This window comes from Nostoc paludosum FACHB-159 (genome assembly GCF_014698835.1).
In the GTDB taxonomy this organism is placed as follows: domain Bacteria; phylum Cyanobacteriota; class Cyanobacteriia; order Cyanobacteriales; family Nostocaceae; genus Nostoc; species Nostoc paludosum.
This window is the reverse complement of record NZ_JACJTU010000009.1, coordinates 87,914-108,470: the sequence shown is the minus strand read 5'-3', so window position 1 is coordinate 108,470 and position 20,557 is coordinate 87,914. Positions and strand designations below refer to the sequence as shown.

Sequence of the window (20,557 nt, the reverse complement as noted above, 5' to 3'; positions counted from 1 at the left end):
TTCAAGGTACTTTTTTTTGAAAAAATATAGCATTTGAAGCATAATTTAGGACATAAACTGACTATCAAAGTGCAACATTAAGTGACTTTCTTTGCCTGTTCACTCTTCGCTGCTAAATCAATTTTTTAAGGATTGTAATTGTTAGTCCGAGGACTACGGGCACCGCTTACAGACCCGATCATTGCGGCTACTAAACCCAACAACGAACCAAACACAAACCACCACAATCCCGAACGTACATTTCCCGCAATCTGACGAGCTTCTTGAGCACTTACGTTTGTTCGCGGTAAGTTAGGGGTGCCAACTTGATTTATTACTTCACCAGCGTTTGAAGCAGCAACACCAAAAGCACCAGATACTCCATTAGCCAATAGCCAGGAACTAACTGCTAAAGTAGTTGCCCAAAGAATTGCGCCGTTAAGAAGAGCTGTATTGCGGTTCATTGGCCCACAAGCACGAGCAGTAACCCAACCACCAGTAAATAAGGAAATTAACAAAGCGATGGTTGACCAAAGCCCCGCATTACCCGCAGCATTGGGGGCAATTGACCTGGGTGCACCTGAACCTTCAACTGTACCTGCTGCAACAGCACCAATTATGGCGCTCAAAATTAATTGAGTAGCTAAAGCAACCAACAAACCAGCGATAATTGGTCCCCAGCGAACAAGATCGTGATATTCGCCTACTCGGCCTGTCACCACAGGCTCGGTAGAAATAACTTCATTGCCTGTTCGATTTACGTATGACATAGCTTATATTCTCCAGTGCTGTTTCAGCAAAGTTTTTGTTCAGGTATATTTATGTTCTATGCTCAAATTAAATAACTAAATTATGTGTTTTAATATCTATCAATAGAAATAACTAATATGTCTATCTTTAGTTATAAAATAGAGACTTTATTTAATAGGTTGTAATACAATTTAGTTCTAATTGACTTTTTGAATAAATAATTATTCAAAAAATGCATATGTAAAAATTTTTAAATTAAAACGCAACGATTAACTTCTCTGATAAACTAGCCTAGTTGTATCTGCAATTAGGTTTAATACAAAACTTTATAAAAGATTGTCAAAAGTACAAAGTTATCAAAAATTAACGTATTCTCACAGCAGTACCTGTGGCGGTAATCAGCATTAAAACTCCTGACTGGTCAACATTGATTGTGCCAGTATCAATTTCAATACCGATTACAGCGTTTGCTCCTAAACGTTGCGCTCGTTGTTCTAATTCTTCTAGCGCTTTACGTTGACCCTGCTCAAATAAACGCTCGTAACTACCGGTGCGTCCACCAACAATATCCCTAATCCCGGCTAAAAAATCTCGCAAAAAATTGCTTCCATAGACGACTTCTGCTGTCACAATACCTAAATATGATTCGATAACGGCTCCTTGAATCACATCAGTGGTAGTTATAATCATAAATTAACCTCATCAATCTATATCAATATTATATCTAGTAATCTGCTTTGATGTTTCCAATCATCTGCGTAGTAAGACAGTTGGGAATAAAAACTTTGTTATTTAAATTTTCCTAGTCAAGGAGTGGTAGAGAAACGATTAATCGCGTCTCTACGTGTTCTCTTTTCACAACTAAGTAGACATGATTAAACTAGCGAATAAAAGTAATTTATACTTAGACAACTAGCTTTTATTGTAGACAAGTTTGATATATATACTCTTACACAATTGAGAAAAGCGATCGCCACTCTACTTTAGAGTATTGTCTAACTACAAATAGCCTTTTTAGGAACATTTTATTTCTTGGATCGATCTTACTGTGTAATCATTAAAAAATTGTCTTAACACCTAGATATTGGTCTACGGAATTTAGTATCAAGGACTAAAATTTGAGAAAAATTGGATACAGACTCAGCAAATTTTTCAACAAAATAACTAACAAGTATGAATGTTTTATTCTCTACAAATATTGGTGCATCGCCCATTGAACATTTTTCGTAATACGTATAACCACTGAGAAAAAGCTGTAATCTTTATTATTTTAATGATTTATATGTAGAAGAATTTGCTTTGCTTATCGAGAGTTTAAACTCTAGCATTCAGTAAAAACTCTGTTATCTCATGCTGATTGTAAAGGAAAGAGCAAATGAACAATTAATATCTTAATCAATGCGAAAAAATACAGTTTTCAAAAGTCCACATTTTTGTTTTAATGTACAAGAAAAAAGTCGTCTAAAATTTCAGGAAATTTACTGTGTACAAGCCAACATCATTTGTGTTTAGTGTGGTGTTACTAGGATGTTTTGCTTTTACTACGCCTACGCCGGTTCAGGCTCAAGTGTTAGTGGCGCAAAATAAAAACCCAGAATTAAAGCAATTACTAGAAGAAGGGCGGAGGTTAGTTGATACAGGCGATTATGGTGGCGCGATCGCTGTTTATCAACAAGCAGCTAGCCTAGATCCCAAGAATGCTAAAATTTATTCCGGTATTGGTTACTTATACGCTCAACAAGGAAATTATCAAGCGGCATTAACGGCTTATCGTCGGGCGATCGCTATCAACCCTAACAATAGTGATTTTTATTACGCTGTAGGTTACATCAAAGCTAATTTGGGAGACACCGCCGGGGCAAAAGAAGGTTACCGTCGTGCTATACAGTTAAACCGTAACAATGTTAACGCCTACTTAGGCTTAGCTGTAACTCAATCTCGTCTAGGAGATTATACCGCTGCTAGCTGGGCATACGAACAAGCGCTTAGCTTAGATAAAAACAATGCCCAAACTTATGAATTAATGGGTTCAATGTATAAACAGCGACGGCAAGCCAAACAAGCGAACACTGCCCTTCAAAAAGCCCGCGATTTGTATAAGCGCCGCAATGACTTAGATGGCGTGGACAGAGTAGAAACCATGCTCCGACAGTTAGGAGGATGAGATTAATCTAACTGGCGTCCCGTTAATTCCACAAAAATATCTTCCAGGTTAGAGGGACGCACCATCATTCCGGTTTTATCGGGCTGTTCATTCAAGTAAATATTTGCTTCTTCCAACGAAGGGAAAAACAAATATTCCCAAGCTAGGGCGCTGTCACTTCCTACTTCAGATAAACCTAATTGCTTCATCACCAAACCTTCACCATGAGTAGAACGCAGTTGTTTTAGCGTTCCCAAAGAAATCAGCTTACCGCCATCCATAATACCGATGCGTCCTGGTTTGGCGGAACCGAAAGCATCGCACAAAAATTCGACTTCATCCATATAATGGGTCGTTAGTAGCATCGTCATCCCCTGCTTATTCAAATCCCGAATAATTTCCCAAAGGCGTCGTCTGGTTTGGGGGTCTAGTCCTACCGTTGGTTCATCCAAAAACAACATTTGCGGTTGATGCAATAACGCCCTCGCTATTTGCAACCGCCGTTTCATCCCCCCAGACAGGGTTTTGACCAAATCATTACGTTTTTCCGTTAACTCAACATATTCCAGCCATTGATTAATTAATTGTTGTCGCTGCGGGTTGCTAATGTGATGTAGCCTCCCATGCAGTTCCATATTTTCCCAAACAGTTAAATCGTTATCTACACTGACTTGCTGCAACACTACGCCAATACTTTGTTTTGCCAACATTGGTTGGCTTACCACATCATATCCATTGACTTCTACCCGTCCCTGGGAAGGTTTGGTTAATGTAGTCAGCATCCGAATAGTCGTGGATTTTCCTGCACCGTTGGGGCCAAGTAGAGCAAATATTTCTCCGGCTTCAATTTGGAATGACAGGTCATTAACTACAGGTATCTTGTTGTAATACTTGTAGACGTTTTCTAATAAGACAGCAGCAGTCATGATAATTTTGCCCTGATTAAAAATTTCAAATCACCCAGTTTTGATGGTCTAATCAGAATTCAGAAGTCAGAATTCAGAATTAGACTAGGCTCTGTGCCTAGATACTAGATATACAGCGTATTTATGTAAATGAAGTACATCGGTAGGGGCATAATACCAATTCGCAATGGACTTCGCTTCCCCGCTTGCATAGGTGTACAGACAAACGAGCTAACGCTAAAGTAGCAAATTTAGTCGTCGAAATAGCAAATGGGTTCGCAAAAATAACAAATGCGATCGCGAAATAATAAATGCGACCGCGAAAATAACAAATGCGAGCGCAAAAATAAAAATACAAGCGCAAAAATAATAAATGCGATCGCGAAATAATAAATGCGAGCGCAAAAATAAAAATACGAGCGCAAAAATAATAAATGCGACTGCGAAAATAAAAATGCGAGCGCTGAAATAAAAATGCGATCGCGAAAATAATACTGATTCAAAAAATGTTTGCGACAGATACCCCACCCGCCTAACGGCACCCTCCCCTTGTCAAGGGGAGGGTTGGGGAGGGGTATTGTCTATGTGTCGCATTCTTTTTATGCGATCGCCCCCCGACTTCTTGAAGGATACAGTTGGCGAATAGGGGGTAAGACCCCTCGTTTACCTACAAATTGGTTTGTAGAGACGTAGCATTGCTACGTCTCTACATCTGATGGTATGACGAAAAATCGTTCAATGAGGGGTGTCACCCATGATTCGCCAACAGTCGTCATGAACCAGCACACATGTAAATCTATTTCCAAGTTAGTATCCTTCAAGAAGTCGGAGATCTGGGCACAAATGAAAACTTATCTCTGTATCCTCTGCGTCTGGAGTTGTCAAATAAATAGCCCATAAACCACAAAGGTTTTCCAATCACATTACCCCGCAAGGGGATGGAAACACAAAAGGAATCCCAGACTTTCCCTAACGACGATGAAAACTTATGGAAACACCATCGCTCCACAAGTGTGCGTAATACAACGCTTGCCGAAGATGACTGGAAAGTTCTACCCTGGAAAACTCAGTCAGTGAGTATTTTGCACAAATGAAAAATTCTTTGAAATTTACCTTCGACAGCGGACAAACAGCATTAGCTATTCGAGTTAATCAGCAAGCAGAATTGCCAAATGCTCTAAAGCAAATAGGACTTAATGATTCGCGTCCGGTTTTAGTGGTGGTGGGGGGTGCAAGTAATATCAGCGAAAGCGACTTTCTCGGCATCCAACGGTTGTTTGTGGAAGTTTTAGCCCCCATCGTTGAAGCTTTGGGCGCTTATGTCGTGGATGGGGGTACGGATGCAGGAGTTATGCGATTAATAGGTGCGGCTCGTACCCAGATAGCTGCTAAGTTTGCTTTGGTTGGCGTGACACCCGCAGGTAAAGTGGCTTTACCAAGTGAGTTAGAAACTGATTCTGATTTGACGCCCTTAGAGCCAAATCATACTCATTTTCTGCTAGTTCCTGGTAATAATTGGGGCGATGAATCTCCTTGGATATCTGATGTTGCGACTGTCTTAGCTGGTGGCGCACCTTCAGTAACAGTGCTTTTGAACGGTGGTGAAATTACCTTTAAAGATGCGTTGTATAGCGTTAATGCTGGTAGGTTAGTTGTAGTCATTGCTGGTAGTGGTAGAACCGCAGATATACTAGCTGGTGCTTTGGCTGGAAACGCAACGGACGATCGCGCCCAAGAGTTAGCAAAATCTGGTAAATTGCAGTGTATCAACTTCGGCATAGAGAGCGGAGTTGATAACTTAGGCCAAATAATTAAGGGTTTGCTTTCCACCAAGGAGTAAATAATGGCAAAAAAAGATAGTTATCAAGAATTTTTAAAGGAAGATTTTAACAAATTATTTGCAGGGATGAGCTTAAGTGATGTCCAAAGACATTTTTTGCGATCGCGCTGGTTAGACCAAGTACTTTGGATGGAAGGTAAGGCGAGTTTTGCACGCGATCGCTATTATTTTTTGCGGCTAACAACTATTATTGGTGGCATCATTCTTCCTGCGTTAGTCAGCCTAAATATTAATACTATTTCTCCTGAAAGTAAAACTACAAGAAATTTTATTATCGGTTCAACTTTTGTTATTAGTCAATTAGTTGCTATTAGTGCTGCCATTGAAGAATTTTTTCATTATGGAGAACGCTGGCGACACTATCGCCGTACTGTGGAATCTTTGAAAACCCAAGGATGGCAATTTTCGCAGTTGGCAGGCCCTTATCGTAATTATACAAATCATGAACAGGCATTTAATTTTTTTGCTGGTCAGGTAGAAGATATTATTCAGCGAGATGTGGAAGTATATGCCACTCAAGTTGTACAAGATAAGAAACAAGAACAGCAGAATCAAGAAAACTATATTTCCACGCAAAATACAAAAAAAACGAATGTTGAAGAAAAGAAAGAAGAATAAGCGGCCGAAAGCATTTAACGTTTGAATTCACCGCTTGGGTTCTCCTCAGGTAAAGCAAGAGGCATACGTGGGGTTTGTAATGCAAGAATTTGGAATTTTTTAAATAAACTCCCCCCTGTTCGATAAAAACAAGGGGAGAGCTAAAACTAAAGTCCGGTAGGGTAATCGGGCTATTTAAGTTTTTATTATTTATTGACTTTATCTTATTCCTCCTGAAGATAGAGAAATATCTGTTTGAATTTCTGTTTTGGTAGCTTTTGAAAAAAAATTCCCCGTTTCTCAAGAGAAATGGGGGAATGTGGAGTTAAAGTTCGTCAGGTGATCGGAATATGTGTTTATTTTGTCCTGATACTATCTTTCTCAATTCCTCCGTCAGATAGATAAATAGCTAATCAATATACTGATGGATGTATTCTTCAACACTTTAGTACCAAAGAATATCTCTTCTATTCGCGAGGTGAGGGGAGTGAAATTGTCTCCCCATCTCCCCTATTCTCCCTCAATGTACGAGTTCGAGTTATGTTAGCTACCCTTGGGCACAGAATCTCCAGGGCCAGCTGTGACAATCACCAAATTTTCTGGCTGAATTAAATCCTGAATTACTTGTTTGATTTGAGCCATAGTAACTGCTTGAATTTGCTGAGGGAATTCTCGAATTTCGGTTCTTGAAAGTCCTAAGACAGCATTATCTAAAATGATGCTAGATACATTACTAGGATTAGCTAAATCCACTGGATAACTGTTAGTAATTGAGCGTTTTGCTGTGTTGAATTCAGCTTCAGTTACTCCTTGTTCGCGTAATTGTTTGAGTAAAGCAATAGTACTGGCGATCGCTTTTTGAGCATCTCCGGGAGCAGTCTGCATTTGAATCAAGAAGGGACCGGGATTAACTCCAGCAGCAAAAGCACTGTAAATACCATAAGTTAAACCTTGGCGATCGCGCACTTCCGTACCCAAGCGACTCGCTAAGGTATCACCACCCAAAATTTGATTCAGCACTAATGCTGCATAGAAACGCTTGTCTTTTCTGGAAATACCGTTGTAACCGATGTAGGTTACAGCCTCTGCTTTACCGGGAATTACTTTGTTTAATTGTGTCAAAGTTTGCGGTAATTGCACGGTCGGAACTTTCAGAACAGGTGGCTTCCCTGTAGCTTCCCATTTGCCAAATTCCTGATTTAGCAATGCTTTTACCTTAACTGGATCGAAGTCTCCCACTAATGCGATGGTTGTAGTATCTGGTCGGTAATTTGTCTGGTAAAAGCGAAGCAAATCATCACGAGTAATACTTTTTAAACTTTCTTCCGTGGGGAAACTGTGGAATGGATGGTTTTCTGGGTAAATTGCCTGTTGAAATACCCGTCTTCCTAGACCGTTGGGGTCATCTAGCTGGACTTTGAGACTTGTTAGCGCCCTTTGGCGACTGAGTTCTAACTGGTCGGCGGGGAATGTCGCATTTTTTAAGACATCTGCCAGAGTTTGAATCAAAATTGGCAGGTTTGCTGACAACCCCTCACCAGTTATGTTTACGCCTTCGCGGCTAGCACTGAAGTTTAAACCGACTCCTTGGTCTTCTAAGGTTTTTGCTAGGGTGAGAGCATTTTTAGTCTTGGTTCCATTCATTAAGTTGATTGCAGTCAGATTCGCTAATCCAGCTTTTTGATTACCATCAAACTCGGTACCAGCATCAATTTGACCGCTGAGATTAATGGTAGGAACATTGCGATCGCTTAACAACAGAACTCGCAAACCATTATTCAAGGTAAACTCTTGTGGAAGCGATTGTTTGTTGGAATCTGTAGTTGATGTGGCAGGTGGCAAATATTTAGCCAATTCTGCTGGGTCTACTGGTTTACCAGGGCTGAAATTTTCCACTGTGCGCCCAGAACCAGCGCTAGAAGTTCCTGGTTGACCATCTGGTTGGGTCGGTTCAAAGTAGCCGATGGTTTGTTTGGCGGGATTCAGGTAAGTTTTTGCTGCTTTTTGTATCTGGTCTGGGGTGACTTTAGCGATCGCAGCGAGATACTTTTCAATAAAATGATAATCCCCGGCTACAGTTTGGTTATATCCAAGGAGGTTGGCCTGACTAGTGATGTCCTGGTTACCCAATATATATGAGGCTTGGAGTTGCGTCTTAGCTCGCTTCAACTCTTCTGGGGTAACTGGCTGCTGTTGGAATTTTGTCAAAGTTTCCTCAAGTACCTGGGCAATTTTGCTTAATTGTTGACCAGGAGCCGCCGTAGCATCAATTTGATACCAACCTGGTTCGATGAGTTCCACAGCACCACCACTAACTGAACTAGCGAGTCCAGTTTCTACCAAAGCCTGGTAAAGCCTAGAACTACGTCCACCCGTGAGGACAGCATCCATTACATCAATTGCTGGCACATCGGGATGCTTGATATCTGGGAGAGGATACAGTGCTTGTAGTAATGCTGCACTTCCAGGTTGCTTGAGGACAATGGGAGCCTTTTTCTTAGCAGGATTAGCCGAGGAAGCATCGGCAACAAAGGAAGATGTCAAGAAATTATCCAGCGCTTTGCTTGCGCCATCAAGCACCTTCTCTTGTTTTGCTTGTGGCGATACCTTACCAAAAGTTGCTTGCACGACTTTCAGCACAGGTTGTGTAGCAAAATCCCCGGTAATCACCAAAGTGGCATTTTCTGGGCTGTAGTACTTTTGGTAATAATTCCGTACCTGCTCCACCGTGAATTTCTCGACATCAGCTTTTGTACCTCCCACTGGTAAGCCATAGGCTCGATTTGGGAAAGCATTCCGCATGACTTCCCGATTCAAACGATACTCAGGTGAATTTTCGTAGCCTTGTAATTCAGAAATTACTACTCGCTTTTCACTTGTAAGTTGCTCAGGGTTAATTAAAGCATTTTTCATGCGATCGGCTTCTAGTGTCAGCAATGCTTCAAGTCTGTCTCGCTGCACTGTGCCAAAATAGGCTGTTTCGTCATAACTGGTAAAGGCATTAAATTGGCTGCCCAAGGCACTAAACAACCGTCCAAACTGCACTGGACGGTCAGTTGTGCCTTTAAACATCAAATGTTCTAGCTGGTGGGAAATACCATTTTCTCCCTTCACCTCATTGCGCGAACCGACTTTATACCAAACCTGCACGCTCACCACAGGAGCGGTATGAACTTCTTTGGTTAGCACGGTTAAACCATTATCCAATACCGTTTTTTGCACTCCTTGGGTAAATGAGAGCGCAGATACCGGTGCAGTGGCTGTTGGTGTTGCAGCAATAGTAAAGTTGCCCGAAAACGGCATCAAGGTGAGGAGAAGACTCAGAAAAAATCCAATAAGCATGTATGCACGTGGCTTCATAAGCAGTGGGAAATGAAAAATTTAAGTTGATGAAACACAATTTCAGAAGAAATGCCAAGTTTTGACAAAGTTGAAAAACCTCTAATTTTTAATTTTGGATTTCGGTGAGCAAAAACCAGAAAGTAAATCAGCGTTTTATTGCCACAGTTTTTTTTACTTACTAGTTAAATGAGCGATTTTATAAACTAGTAATTATTTCATCCTAATTCATGTCTCAAGTTCCCATACGGTTGGAAACACCACGGTTGGTGTTACGTGGATTTCAGGATAGCGACATAGTGGCGTTTTTGTCCTATCGCTCCGATCCCCAAGTGGCGAAGTATCAAAGTTGGGATACGCCTTACCCAGAAGTAGAAGCGTTGAAATTTATACAATTAATGAAGCATTCAACACCAGGCGTATTAGGTGAGTGGTATCAGCTAGCCATTGAACTGAAGGATACAGACGAAATGATTGGTGACTGCGCCTTCTGCATTTTAGCTGATGACGGACGGCAGGCGGAAATTGGCTTCACGCTGATGCGATCGCACCAAGGTAAAGGCTATGCAACTGAAGCTGTAACTAAGTTACTCGAATATTTATTTACAGAATACAAACTGCATCGTGTACGTGCAAACTGCGATCGTGCAAACATCGCATCCGCTAAACTTTTAAAGCGAGTTGGTATGAGGCGCGAAGGACACTTTATTAAAAGTTTGTGGTTTAAAGGCGAGTGGGTAGATGAACTATGGTTCGCTATTTTGGGCGATGAATGGCAACAATGAAGTTTTGAAACTATCAAAAAAAAGAAAAAAAGAAGCAAGCTTTAGACGACGAAATGATTCGTAATTCTATTGAGGGAAAGTTTGAACAAGGTAAAAGAAGATTCAGCCTGAATAGAGTGATGGCGAAACTTTCTCATACTTCTCTTACTGCAATTGCTATGACTTTTTTAGTGATGAATCTATCTACTCATCTATCACGGTTATTGAGTGCTTTTTTGTGTATTTTTTGAAAGATACACCTTTTTTCCGGTCTAATATGATTGAAAGTTATATTTGAGCTAATTAAAAACAATAAAAACTTATACTTAGGGCTTGCTTGAATAATTAACCAATCCTGATCTTGCTTTTTTATTACTTTTTCAGCAAGCCCTAAGTACAGTCATATAATATTATTCACCTCATATTTAGTCGCGTTTCGGCTCGTAATTGATAACAACAATTCCACAGTCAAATGATGTAGCTTTTACTAATGTCAGATATTGTTTGCTATCAAGTTCTTTGAAAATTGCCATTCCGTCACCAATTGCAATTGGATTAATGAATAAATGAAACTCGTCAATCAATCCTTGTTTTATTAGAACCGATACAAAGGTCGCACCGCCATAAGCGATAATGTCGTTACCGTCTTGTTTTTTTAATTTAGTGATTTCGTCAACAAGGTTGCCTTTTGCTAAAACGGTATTGTCCCATTTTGATTTATCAAGCGTTTTGGTAAAAACAACTTTGTGTGTCTCCGTAAATTTCTTACCAGATGTAAACTCCGGGTCATCAGGATTTGCAGCTACGCTACCCCAGTAAGGAATGAACCCTTCGGCAAGTTTTCGTCCAAGAATAATGCAGTCAACAGGTTCAGTTATATCTTTGACATATTGTTTTAATTCGTCGTCCCAATTCCACGCCATAAAGTCCATTTCGCCATTTAGTCCGGCAATGTATCCGTCAAGGGTCATTTGTATTTGAAGTTTTAATTTTCTCATTGTCGTATTCTCCTTTGTGATGAATTAGGTTCATATTCAGCCTCTTTATGGTACATAAGTACTATACAAATGTCCATTTATGAACAAAGGCGAATTAGTGGATGCTGTCGCAGCAAAGACCAACATCACAAAAAAGCAAGCCGATGAAGTCATTAGTGCTTTTTTGTCAGTTGTTACCGAAGCTGTAGCTAATGGTGAAAAGGTAACGCTCATTGGTTTTGGGTCATTCGAGCGACGCGATCGCTCAGAACGCGAAGGGCGTAATCCGAAAACCAATGTTCAGCTTCTGTATCCCGAACACGGTTAATTAACAAAAGTGTGACACCAGGAGCGACAAGGGAGGCAACCGAAGAAATAAATAAAGAACGCACATTTAACGGCAGAGCTTGAATGTTACGGCACGGCACTCGAATACAAAGTCAAATCCAAGATGCCATTGTGCCGGAAGTACAAACAAATCTGCGACTACGTAGTTAACCGAAGAATCAGGAAATCACCGAATTTATTTTGTTTTAAGTGAAACGGTATGACAGGTACGTAGGGGGTTCCGGGTTCCCCCTATGAGCAACTGCCGTACAAAGTCTCCAAGAAAAAACTTTGCGCCTTTGCGATTATATTCTTCTAAACTTCAACATTTAAAGTACGCACCAAAAAAGCCCATTTATCGGCGGCTTCTTCGATAATTTTAGCTGTGGGTTTACCTGCTCCATGTCCTGCTTTAGTTTCAATCCTAATTAACACTGGCGCATCACCTCGGTGATTTGCTTGCAAAGCTGCGGCAAATTTGAAACTATGAGCGGGAACAACGCGGTCGTCGTGGTCGGCTGTAGTAATCAAGGTTGCTGGGTAAGCTGTGTCTGGTTTGAGATTGTGCAATGGTGAATAAGCATACAACGCAGGAAATTCTTCTGGATTATCTGGGGAACCATATTCAGCAGTCCAAGCCCAGCCGATGGTAAATTTGTGGAATCGCAACATATCCATAACGCCGACTGCTGGTAAAGCTGCACCAAACAAATCGGGACGCTGGGTCATACAAGCACCCACTAATAAACCACCGTTACTTCCACCTGCGATCGCCAGCTTATCAGTTTTAGTATACTTGTTAGCAATTAACCACTCAGCCGCCCCAATAAAATCATCGAAGACGTTCTGTTTTTTCTCTTTCATTCCTCCTTGATGCCATTCTTCGCCATACTCACCACCACCACGTAAATTCGGCATTGCATAGACACCACCCATCTCCATCCACACCAACAAACTCACAGAAAAACCAGGTGTCATGGAAATATTAAAACCACCATAAGCATAAAGATAAGTCGGGTTATTCCCATCCAATTTAATGCCTTTCTTGTGAGTGATAAACATTGGCACTCTAGTACCATCTTTGCTGTGATAAAAGACTTGTTTTGTCTCATAATCATCAGGATTAAAATCTACCTTTGGGGCACGGAAAACCTCGCTTTTTCCAGTTACCATATCGTAGCGATAAATAGTTTCTGGTATGGTAAAGCTAGTAAAATTATAAAAAGTTTCAGTGTCGTAACGCTTACCACCAAAGCCATCTGCGGAACCAAGTCCCGGTAATTCTACCTCGCGTATAAATTCACCCTTGAGGTCAAAAATTTTAATTTGGGTGTGAGCATCTTTCAAATAATCAGCAACCAATTGGTTATTGAGAATACCAATACTTTCCAAAGTTTCTGCTGACTGGGGAATAATTTCTTGCCAATTTTCTGGTGCAGGGTTGTTAGTATCAATGGCAATTAATCTTCCCCGTGGGGCATTTAAATCTGTGCGAAAATAAAAGACGCTACCATCATTATCGATAAAGCTGTAATTTGCCTCAAACTCGTTAATTAGTTCTACAACTTCAGCATTGGGATTAGCCAAGTCTTTGTAGAAAACTAAATTTTTAGAATCAGTTCCCAGCCAAACAGAAATTATGAGATAGCGCCCATCTTCAGTTACACCACCACTAAAACCCCATTCTTTTTGGTCAGGACGATGGTAAATTAGTACATCTTCTGATTGGGGTTTACCTAGTTGATGATAGTAAAGTTTTTGATAAAAATTAACATCTTCCAATCGACTTTGTTCATTCGGTTCATCGTAGCGACTGTAGAAAAAACCTTGGCGATCGTGTGTCCAAGATGCACCAGAAAATTTAATCCATTTCAAATGGTCTTGTAAGTCTTCTCCAGTTTCAATATCCCGGACTTTCCACTCTTGCCAATCAGAACCAGATGTCGATATACCATAAGCTAAAAGTTTACCATCTTCACTAATGGATAATCCCGAAAGCGCAACAGTACCATCTTCTGATAATTTATTCGGATCGAGTAAAACTCTAGGTTCAGCATCGAGAGATTTCAGTGTGTAAAGGACACTTTGATTTTGCAACCCATCATTTTTAAAATAAAAGTATTGTTCGCCTTCTTTAAAAGGGATACTGTATTTTTCATAATCCCACAGTTTCGTCAGGCGTTGTTTAATTTTTTCCCTAGCCGAAATTTCACCCAAGTAGCCAAAAGTAACTTGATTTTGTGATTCAATCCAAACCCTTGTTTCTGGGGAATCAGGATTTTCTAACCAACGGTAGGGATCTGCAACTACAGTACCGTGATAATTATCGACTCGATCGCTCTTGTGGCTGGATGGGTAAGTGAGAGATTTTTCAGACGACGGCATAATATCAGGTTAAAAGTACTATTTTACATCTTACAAACATAGACCCAGATTTGGAGTATATACTATGCGAATGTATGCCCAAGTTGTAGATTATTTGCTTAAGACTGTCATTAGTCATTAGTAGCTCGTTCTTTGCTAATGACCAATGAAGTAATTATGCGATTGAGTGGAGACAAATTAATTATGACTGTTTTAACTTTACAGTTACCGGCTAATCTCCAATTTACGGATGAGCAATTTGAACAAATTATTGCTGTCAATAAAGATTTGCGTTTGGAATTAACGGCTCAAGGAGAATTAGTAATCATGCCACCCACAGGAGGAGAAACGGGTAATCGTAATTTTGATTTATTAGGACAACTCTGGTTTTGGCACAACAAAAATAATTTAGGGAAAGCTTTTGATTCTTCCACTGGTTTTAAACTTCCTAATGGTGCAACTCGCTCCCCAGATGCTTCTTGGATAAGGTTAGAAAGATGGGATGCTCTCACGCCACAACAAAGAAAAAAATTTCTCCCCTTGTGTCCAGATTTTGCTGTGGAATTGGTTTCTGAAAGTGACGATTTAGAAGATACTCAGACTAAGATGCACGAATACTTAGCAAATGGGTTAAAACTGGGTTGGTTAATTAATCCCAAAGATAAACAAGTAGAAATTTATCGTCCTAATCAAGCACCTGAAGTCTTACAATTTCCCACAAGTTTATCTGGTGAAGATGTTCTCCCTGGTTTTATTTTAAATCTACAATCAATTTTTGGATAATCGTTCTCAAACAAAAAGCCCCGTCAAAAGCCGGGGCGGATACGTGCTATTTCACTTTATAGGACAATTGTACTATAAAATCGGGCTTTGTAGTGTCTTGCCTACGTAAAATCCGAATCTTTTAGTTGGTTTAGCTAACTAGTTTCTCTCCTTTAAGCATTCGTGATGCAGCTTCCAGTAGTGCTTCTTCAAGATAAGGCTTGGTAAAGTAGCCACTTGCACCTAGTTGAACTGCCATTTGTCTGTGCTTGTCTGCGCCTCTTGAGGTGAGCATCGCAATGGGTAAGTGGTTGAGGTTAGAGTCTTTCTGAATGCGAGAGAGTAACTCCAGACCATCGCAACGGGGCATTTCAATGTCGCAAAATACGATGTCGCAAGGCAGACCGGAGCGGAGTTTATCCCAAGCTTCTTGACCGTCACGCGCTTGTTCTACGCGATAACCTGCTTTGTTGAAGGTCAAAGATAGCAATTCTCGGACTGTAATTGAGTCATCAACAATCAGCACAGTTGGATCGATCTTCGCAGCAGGAGTGTCTGTAGGAGTAGATTTTTGTTGCCAAGAACTACCACCAATTTGTGTGGAAATTCGTCCTTGGAAAATGTCGATGATTTCTAACACGTCAGCGATGGGCATAATGCGACCATCACCCAGAACTGTAGCACCAGCTACCCCAATGGGTTTAGGTGCTGGCCCTTCAAATTGCTTAATTACAATTTCTTGTTCGCTCAACACCAAATCAATTTGTAGGGCAATCAACGTATTTGCCGATCGCACCACAACCACAGAAACCATATCATCATCTCGGTTACCGCCATACACGTTACCGCGACTAATTTGGCGATTGAAGGTTAAAAGTTCCTTCAAAGGTCGGAATGGCAGCAGTGTATCCCGCCAAGAAATAAATGATTGTCCGTTGGCGTTATGCTGAATGTTTTTAACTGGGATATCGAGAGTATCTTCTACACCATCCATCGGGAAAGCAATTCTGGCTCTATCCGAGACACAACACAGAGCTTTACAAATACTCAGAGTCAGTGGCAAACGAATTGTGAAAGTGGTTCCCTTGCCAATTGCAGAATCGGTGTTCACTGTACCCCGAATTTCGCTAATGGCAGAACGCACTACGTCCATACCCACACCACGACCAGAAATTTCGTCTGCCTGATCTTTGATGCTAAAACCAGATTGGAATAGTAAATCGTACACTTCCAGGCGAGATATGCTTTTCGCCTGAGCTTCGGTAATCATACCAATTTTGATTGCCTTAGCCTTAACCCGTGCCGGATCGATACCTGCACCGTCATCGCCCACAGAAATCACAGTTTGGTTACCTTGGTGGAAGGCACGGATAGTAATGATGCCTACGGGTGGCTTACCAGCCGCTTGTCTTTGCTCTGGCGTTTCGATACCGTGAGCGATCGCATTATTGAGCATGTGCGTTAGCGGATCGCTGAGATGATCTAAAATCATCTTGTCAATTAAAGTATCGCCACCTTCAATTACCAACTCCACTTGTTTGCCACACTTGATGGCATTGTCGCGCACACCTCGCCGCCAGCGATCGATAGTTTGGGCGAAAGGCACCATTCGCGCTCTTGTGAGTCCCTCTTGTAGCTGGGTGGTAACCTGGCGGAATTGCCGTGCTACTCGTTCGGTTTCTTCGGTGACAAAATCAATGTCGCTAGCTGACTCACGCACTCGGACAATGCGCTCAATCATCTGCTGAGAAAGTGTATGGAAGGGAGTAAAGCGATCCATCTCTAGCTCGCTAAAACCTCTGTCGGAATTAGAGTCCTGGGAATGAACGCCAGATTCTTTGGCTTTGCGTCCGGCTAACAGAGAAGCTTCTAAAAGCGATCGCTCGTACAACTCTTGCATCCTCGCTCCCACATCAGAGAGTTGTTGTACCTGAATCAGCAAGTTATCTAGTGATTGCCGCAACCGTTCGTGATCCTGCTCTAAGGTATTGCGGTTTACCACTAACTCCCCAACTAAATTACTCATATCGTCCAGTTGCTTAACTGGAACTTTCATGGTTTCTTCAAATCTCGCAGTACGACGAGTAGAGGGGCGTGGAGTTTTAGTGGTATTCGGTTTTGTCAGTGCTGAGTGTGATATTGTTTGATCTGCTTCTGCCAGCAACTTCTCCAAATCGCTAAATTCATCTACGCGTGCTGCTGGAGGGGGATTTGTCGCTGCGATTGGTTGAGTTAAGGGTTGGCGTTGGCTTAGCCCGTCGTAGACATCGCTAGATGCAGGAGCCTCATTTTTATCTGTACCCAACAATTCTTCCAGGGCAGCAAAATCTAATTCTGGTATCTCTTTAGCTTTGGGAACAGGCGCTAATTCATCTCCTAATAATGCTTCCAAGTTTGCAAATTCATCTTCTGGAGCAATTTCTTCAACAGTTTCTGTTTCTGTCAATTCTTCAGTCAGAGCAACAGCATTTTCCGACTCTAAGACTGGTGCAGCTTCAAATGTCTCTCCTAAATTAAATAAATTTGTTTCCAGCTTCTCATCTGTTTCTCGACTTTCAGAACTAATTGTTTCTGTTAATTCATTTACGGTTAACGAATCAATGGTTGCTAGGTTCTCTTCTAATTCTAATAAAGGAGTTTCTGTAAACAATAAATCATTCGGAAAACTCAGATATGCGTTTTCTAAATCTGTGTTTTCAGCAAATTCAAAAGCAGTTTCTAAATTATTATTTTCAGTATCTAAAACTTCTGAGCTTGTCTGGAATAAAGTTGAAGTTTCTGAACCCGGTAATTCACCCACCAAATCATCTGGAATCTCCATTTGAATGTAGGTGGAATTATCAACCACTACATCCTCAAACAGCAACTGGGGATTTTCATCAAAAGAACCGAACAAATCATCTGGCTGTGCTTGGGTTAATTCTGAAGTTTCTGAACCCGGTAATTCACCCACCAAATCATCTGGAATCTCCATTTGAATGTAGGTGGAATTATCAACCGCTACATCCTCAAACAGCAACTGGGGATTTTCATCAAAAGAACCGAACAAATCATCTGGCTGTGCTTGAGTTAATTCTGAAGTTTCTGAACCCGGTAATTCACCCACCAAATCATCTGGAATCTCCATTTGAATGTAGGTGGAATTATCAACCGCTACATCCTCAAACAGTAACTGGGGATTTTCATCAAAAGAACCGAACAAATCATCTGGCTGTGCTTGGGTTAATTCTGAAGTTTCCGAACCCGGTAATTCACCCACCAAATCATCTGGAATCTCCATTTGAATGTAGGTGGAATTATCAACCGCTACATCCTCAAACAGCAACTGAGAATTTTCATCAAAGGTGCTAAGTTCTAGCTCTGAAGATGTTTGATTAGAATCCACAGCAGATATCTCTGGGGACTGATTAGTAAACTCTGGAATGAAATCAAGAGTTTCTGGCTGTTGCGATGAGCTATGAATTTCCTCTTCTACAGTATGCGCTGCGAACAACTGGGCTGATTCTTCTAATGTTGCTACTTCATTAATTTCAGATAAAATAGTTGAATTAGTAGGTGTTAATTCTTCAAATAAATCATCCCCAGCATTTAATGATAATGCCAGAGCCAGGTGTTCTTCATCTTGTAAATTCAGATCGAAATCTTCTATATCGAAACTGCCTATCTCAGAAGGATTGGAATGCTGATTATCAGTAAAAATATCATCACCGCTGCCAGAAAATAAATTATCTTCTAATACATTTTCTAAATTTGCTTCAGATAAAGTATCGAATTCATCGTTTGATTCTTCTGTACCTTCCTGGCTCCAGAAGTTGCTCAAATCATCTTCTGCTGGAGAGAATTCAGATGTATCTATCGAAGATATATCAAATAAATCAGCAATTTCAGAATCGCTATTCGGCAGTACTGCATGTTCTTCTTTGTCAGCAAATAGGTTATCTAAAGACAAGCCTGTTGCCTGAGGTAATTCTATATAGTCACTAGGAGTAATTTCTTCTACCCAATTTTTATTTTCAGCTTCTAAAAATAAGTTATTAAGAGTGTTTTCTTGGTTGCTAGATAATTCTACACTAGCAAAGGTGTCATTTTCAGGTTGAGTTACTTCGCCTGGAATCAATAGCTCGTTATCATCTACTGTCAGTGATAATAAATCTGCAACAACATCGTTATCATCAACATTATTTGGAACAATTTCTTCATTTTTTTGTTCCGTAAGTTCTGATAAAATTGCTTCAGAACCTGCATCTAAATTAAAATCGAGTTCATTGATATCGCTCAACTCTACATTCGTAGCAGAATTTTGTTGAATTCGCGGTTCCGAATTATCTTTTTCTAGGAAGTTGTCGCCAAATAACAGCGATAAATCTTCTGTCTTAGCAGTGGTTGTAGTCTGCGGTTCATTGCTGGCATCCTCATCAAATGAAAGTAAATCTGATAAGTCGCCATCAGAATCTTCCGTTTCATTAGTGTTGAAACCAATTCCCAATTCATCAGTAGAAGTAATTTCTAAACTTTCTTCTTGATGCCAAGGTTCATCTAAATCAGGAGTCTCACCTTCAAATAAATCGGCAAGAGTATTTAACTCAGCTATTCCTACCTCTGGCCCGTTGGGGTCATGATTCTTACTAATTGGATGTACTTCTTCGTGTAGAGTAAAAGTAAAGCTAGCCTCAGTTGCAGCGTTTGGTGATTGTTGTAACTCAAAAGAGGCGCGATCGCCTGTATCTTCTTCAAAATTAAGTTCTTCAATTGGCTCAGATAAGTTAGTTATCGCTAACTGTTGGGCATCTTCAGTTTTTTGAGCAATTGACTCTGCTGGAGACTGTTCGTCAACTAAATCACGGGAAATTTCTAACAACTCAATTTCTGCAAAGTTCAACAGTGCTTCTAGTTGTTGACTAATTGCAATTTCGGCTTCCTTGCCTTGCAGAACTAATTCTTGAGCTTGCTTGATTTCGGTAATGACGATTTTAGCTAAAGTTAAATAAGTATTTTCGGGATTGGCGATCGCACTCGCCGCCGCTTGGCACAAACCGCACCACTTGGACAAATTCCAAGCCTCGCCAAGTTTCACTAACTGATGACAGCATTCCTGGAGATTTTGCCGAGTTGAAGATGTTGTTGTTTGCTTAAACAATTGCAACATTTCCCGCAGTGTTTGTAGCACCTGGGTTTGAAACTCGTTCCAATCAAGATTTTGTTTGGCGCTGGCTGAAGATGACACCTCTTGGGATGCTACAGCGAAAGATATTTCTGTAGATTCCTGATGCCCGTCTTCTGCCAAACTGGGAATATCTCGCCGCAGGAAAAGTTCGGTCAGTGTAGAGACATTCTCTACGGAACCCCCATGTTCCGTTGCAGATGAACCGGCTACTCCACTATTTCCTTGTTTTACAAGTTGTTCTAAATGCTCATTGAGCCACTGAAAAACAGGCTCAGTTTCTGACATTAATGTATTAGCTGTCTCTTCAGAAAGACCATAGGGCCCGCTTAAATGCTCTAACAGCGCTTTCAGGGTATCAGATACACCGAGGAATAAAGACTCTAACTTTTGGTCAATCTGAACCGGATGTTCTTTAAGAACTTTGAAACAATCTTCCAGACGGTGGGATGTATGCTGGATGCTAGTCAATCCAAGCATTGCCGCTCCTCCTTTGATGGAGTGAGCCGCCCGGAAGACTTCGCTAATCATTTCCGGGTCGTTAAGGGTACTTTCTAGATTCAGCAACCCCTGTTCAATTGTATTCAGGTGATCCCTGGCTTCTTCAATAAAGTAACCCAAAATCCGCTGTTGTTGTTCCGGCAGCATA

Annotated in this window: 14 protein-coding genes and 1 pseudogene; 8 read left to right on the top strand and 7 right to left on the bottom strand. The window is 40.9% G+C overall.

The features are described from left to right. Positions 1-125 precede the first annotated feature (125 nt). Both H6H03_RS11555 and H6H03_RS11550 read right to left on the bottom strand, forming a co-directional pair. A complete protein-coding gene (locus H6H03_RS11555) occupies positions 126-749 on the bottom strand; it encodes a hypothetical protein (protein ID WP_190955268.1) in 624 nt (207 codons plus the stop codon). Positions 750-1,092: 343 nt separating this feature from the next. After that, a complete protein-coding gene (locus H6H03_RS11550; RefSeq protein WP_096534469.1) occupies positions 1,093-1,419 on the bottom strand; it encodes a YbjQ family protein in 327 nt (108 codons plus the stop codon). Positions 1,420-2,212: 793 nt separating this feature from the next. On the opposite strand from H6H03_RS11550, the gene H6H03_RS11545 reads away from it, so the two are divergent. Continuing rightward, a complete protein-coding gene (locus H6H03_RS11545) occupies positions 2,213-2,893 on the top strand; it encodes a tetratricopeptide repeat protein (protein ID WP_190955267.1) in 681 nt (226 codons plus the stop codon). Between the two features lie 2 nt (positions 2,894-2,895). Here the strand turns inward: H6H03_RS11545 and H6H03_RS11540 are convergent, their stop codons facing one another. After that, positions 2,896-3,798, bottom strand: a complete 903-nt coding sequence (locus H6H03_RS11540) for an ABC transporter ATP-binding protein (RefSeq protein WP_190955266.1) — start codon at positions 3,796-3,798, stop codon at positions 2,896-2,898. Between the two features lie 917 nt (positions 3,799-4,715). On the opposite strand from H6H03_RS11540, the gene H6H03_RS11535 reads away from it, so the two are divergent. The 3 genes from H6H03_RS11535 to H6H03_RS11525 are packed head-to-tail and all read left to right on the top strand — an operon-like array spanning position 4,716 to position 6,235. Then, positions 4,716-4,871, top strand: coding sequence for a hypothetical protein (locus tag H6H03_RS11535; RefSeq protein ID WP_190955265.1), 156 nt, complete (start codon positions 4,716-4,718; stop codon positions 4,869-4,871). Beyond that, positions 4,868-5,617: a hypothetical protein gene (locus H6H03_RS11530; RefSeq protein WP_190955264.1), complete on the top strand. Its 750-nt coding sequence runs from the start codon at positions 4,868-4,870 to the stop codon at positions 5,615-5,617. Before H6H03_RS11535 ends, H6H03_RS11530 begins: the two co-directional genes overlap by 4 nt. 3 nt (positions 5,618-5,620) lie before the next feature. Beyond that, positions 5,621-6,235 carry a DUF4231 domain-containing protein gene (locus H6H03_RS11525; RefSeq protein ID WP_190955263.1) on the top strand — a complete coding sequence of 205 codons (615 nt, stop codon included), beginning with the start codon at positions 5,621-5,623 and terminating at the stop codon, positions 6,233-6,235. Positions 6,236-6,757: 522 nt separating this feature from the next. Here H6H03_RS11525 and H6H03_RS11520 read toward each other — a convergent pair. Further along, entirely contained in the window at positions 6,758-9,556 is a 2,799-nt protein-coding gene (locus H6H03_RS11520) for a M16 family metallopeptidase (RefSeq protein ID WP_242057829.1), read from the bottom strand. Positions 9,557-9,783: 227 nt separating this feature from the next. Between H6H03_RS11520 and H6H03_RS11515 the strand changes: the two genes are divergently transcribed. Continuing rightward, complete coding sequence (locus H6H03_RS11515) at positions 9,784-10,338, top strand: GNAT family N-acetyltransferase (RefSeq protein WP_190955261.1); 555 nt, start codon at positions 9,784-9,786, stop codon at positions 10,336-10,338. A 20-nt stretch (positions 10,339-10,358) separates the two neighbouring features. After that, a pseudogene (locus H6H03_RS11510) lies at positions 10,359-10,568 on the top strand (transposase); the annotation flags it as partial. A gap of 174 nt (positions 10,569-10,742) precedes the next feature. Here the strand turns inward: H6H03_RS11510 and H6H03_RS11505 are convergent. Further along, the gene (locus H6H03_RS11505) at positions 10,743-11,315 is read right to left on the bottom strand and encodes a dihydrofolate reductase family protein (protein ID WP_190955260.1); all 573 of its coding nucleotides are present in this window, start codon (positions 11,313-11,315) and stop codon (positions 10,743-10,745) included. 79 nt (positions 11,316-11,394) lie between these two features. Here H6H03_RS11505 and H6H03_RS11500 point away from each other — a divergent pair, with 79 nt between their 5' ends. Next, complete coding sequence (locus H6H03_RS11500; RefSeq protein ID WP_190955259.1) at positions 11,395-11,622, top strand: HU family DNA-binding protein; 228 nt, start codon at positions 11,395-11,397, stop codon at positions 11,620-11,622. Between the two features lie 314 nt (positions 11,623-11,936). Here the strand turns inward: H6H03_RS11500 and H6H03_RS11495 are convergent, their stop codons facing one another. Further along, complete coding sequence (locus tag H6H03_RS11495; protein ID WP_190955258.1) at positions 11,937-14,006, bottom strand: prolyl oligopeptidase family serine peptidase; 2,070 nt, start codon at positions 14,004-14,006, stop codon at positions 11,937-11,939. Between the two features lie 183 nt (positions 14,007-14,189). Here H6H03_RS11495 and H6H03_RS11490 point away from each other — a divergent pair, with 183 nt between their 5' ends. Further along, positions 14,190-14,768 carry a Uma2 family endonuclease gene (locus H6H03_RS11490; RefSeq protein ID WP_190955257.1) on the top strand — a complete coding sequence of 193 codons (579 nt, stop codon included), beginning with the start codon at positions 14,190-14,192 and terminating at the stop codon, positions 14,766-14,768. 130 nt (positions 14,769-14,898) lie between these two features. Here the strand turns inward: H6H03_RS11490 and H6H03_RS11485 are convergent, their stop codons facing one another. Continuing rightward, positions 14,899-20,556 (bottom strand): hybrid sensor histidine kinase/response regulator, encoded by a 5,658-nt coding sequence (locus H6H03_RS11485; RefSeq protein ID WP_190955256.1) that lies wholly within the window; start codon positions 20,554-20,556, stop codon positions 14,899-14,901. Position 20,557: the final 1 nt, after the last annotated feature.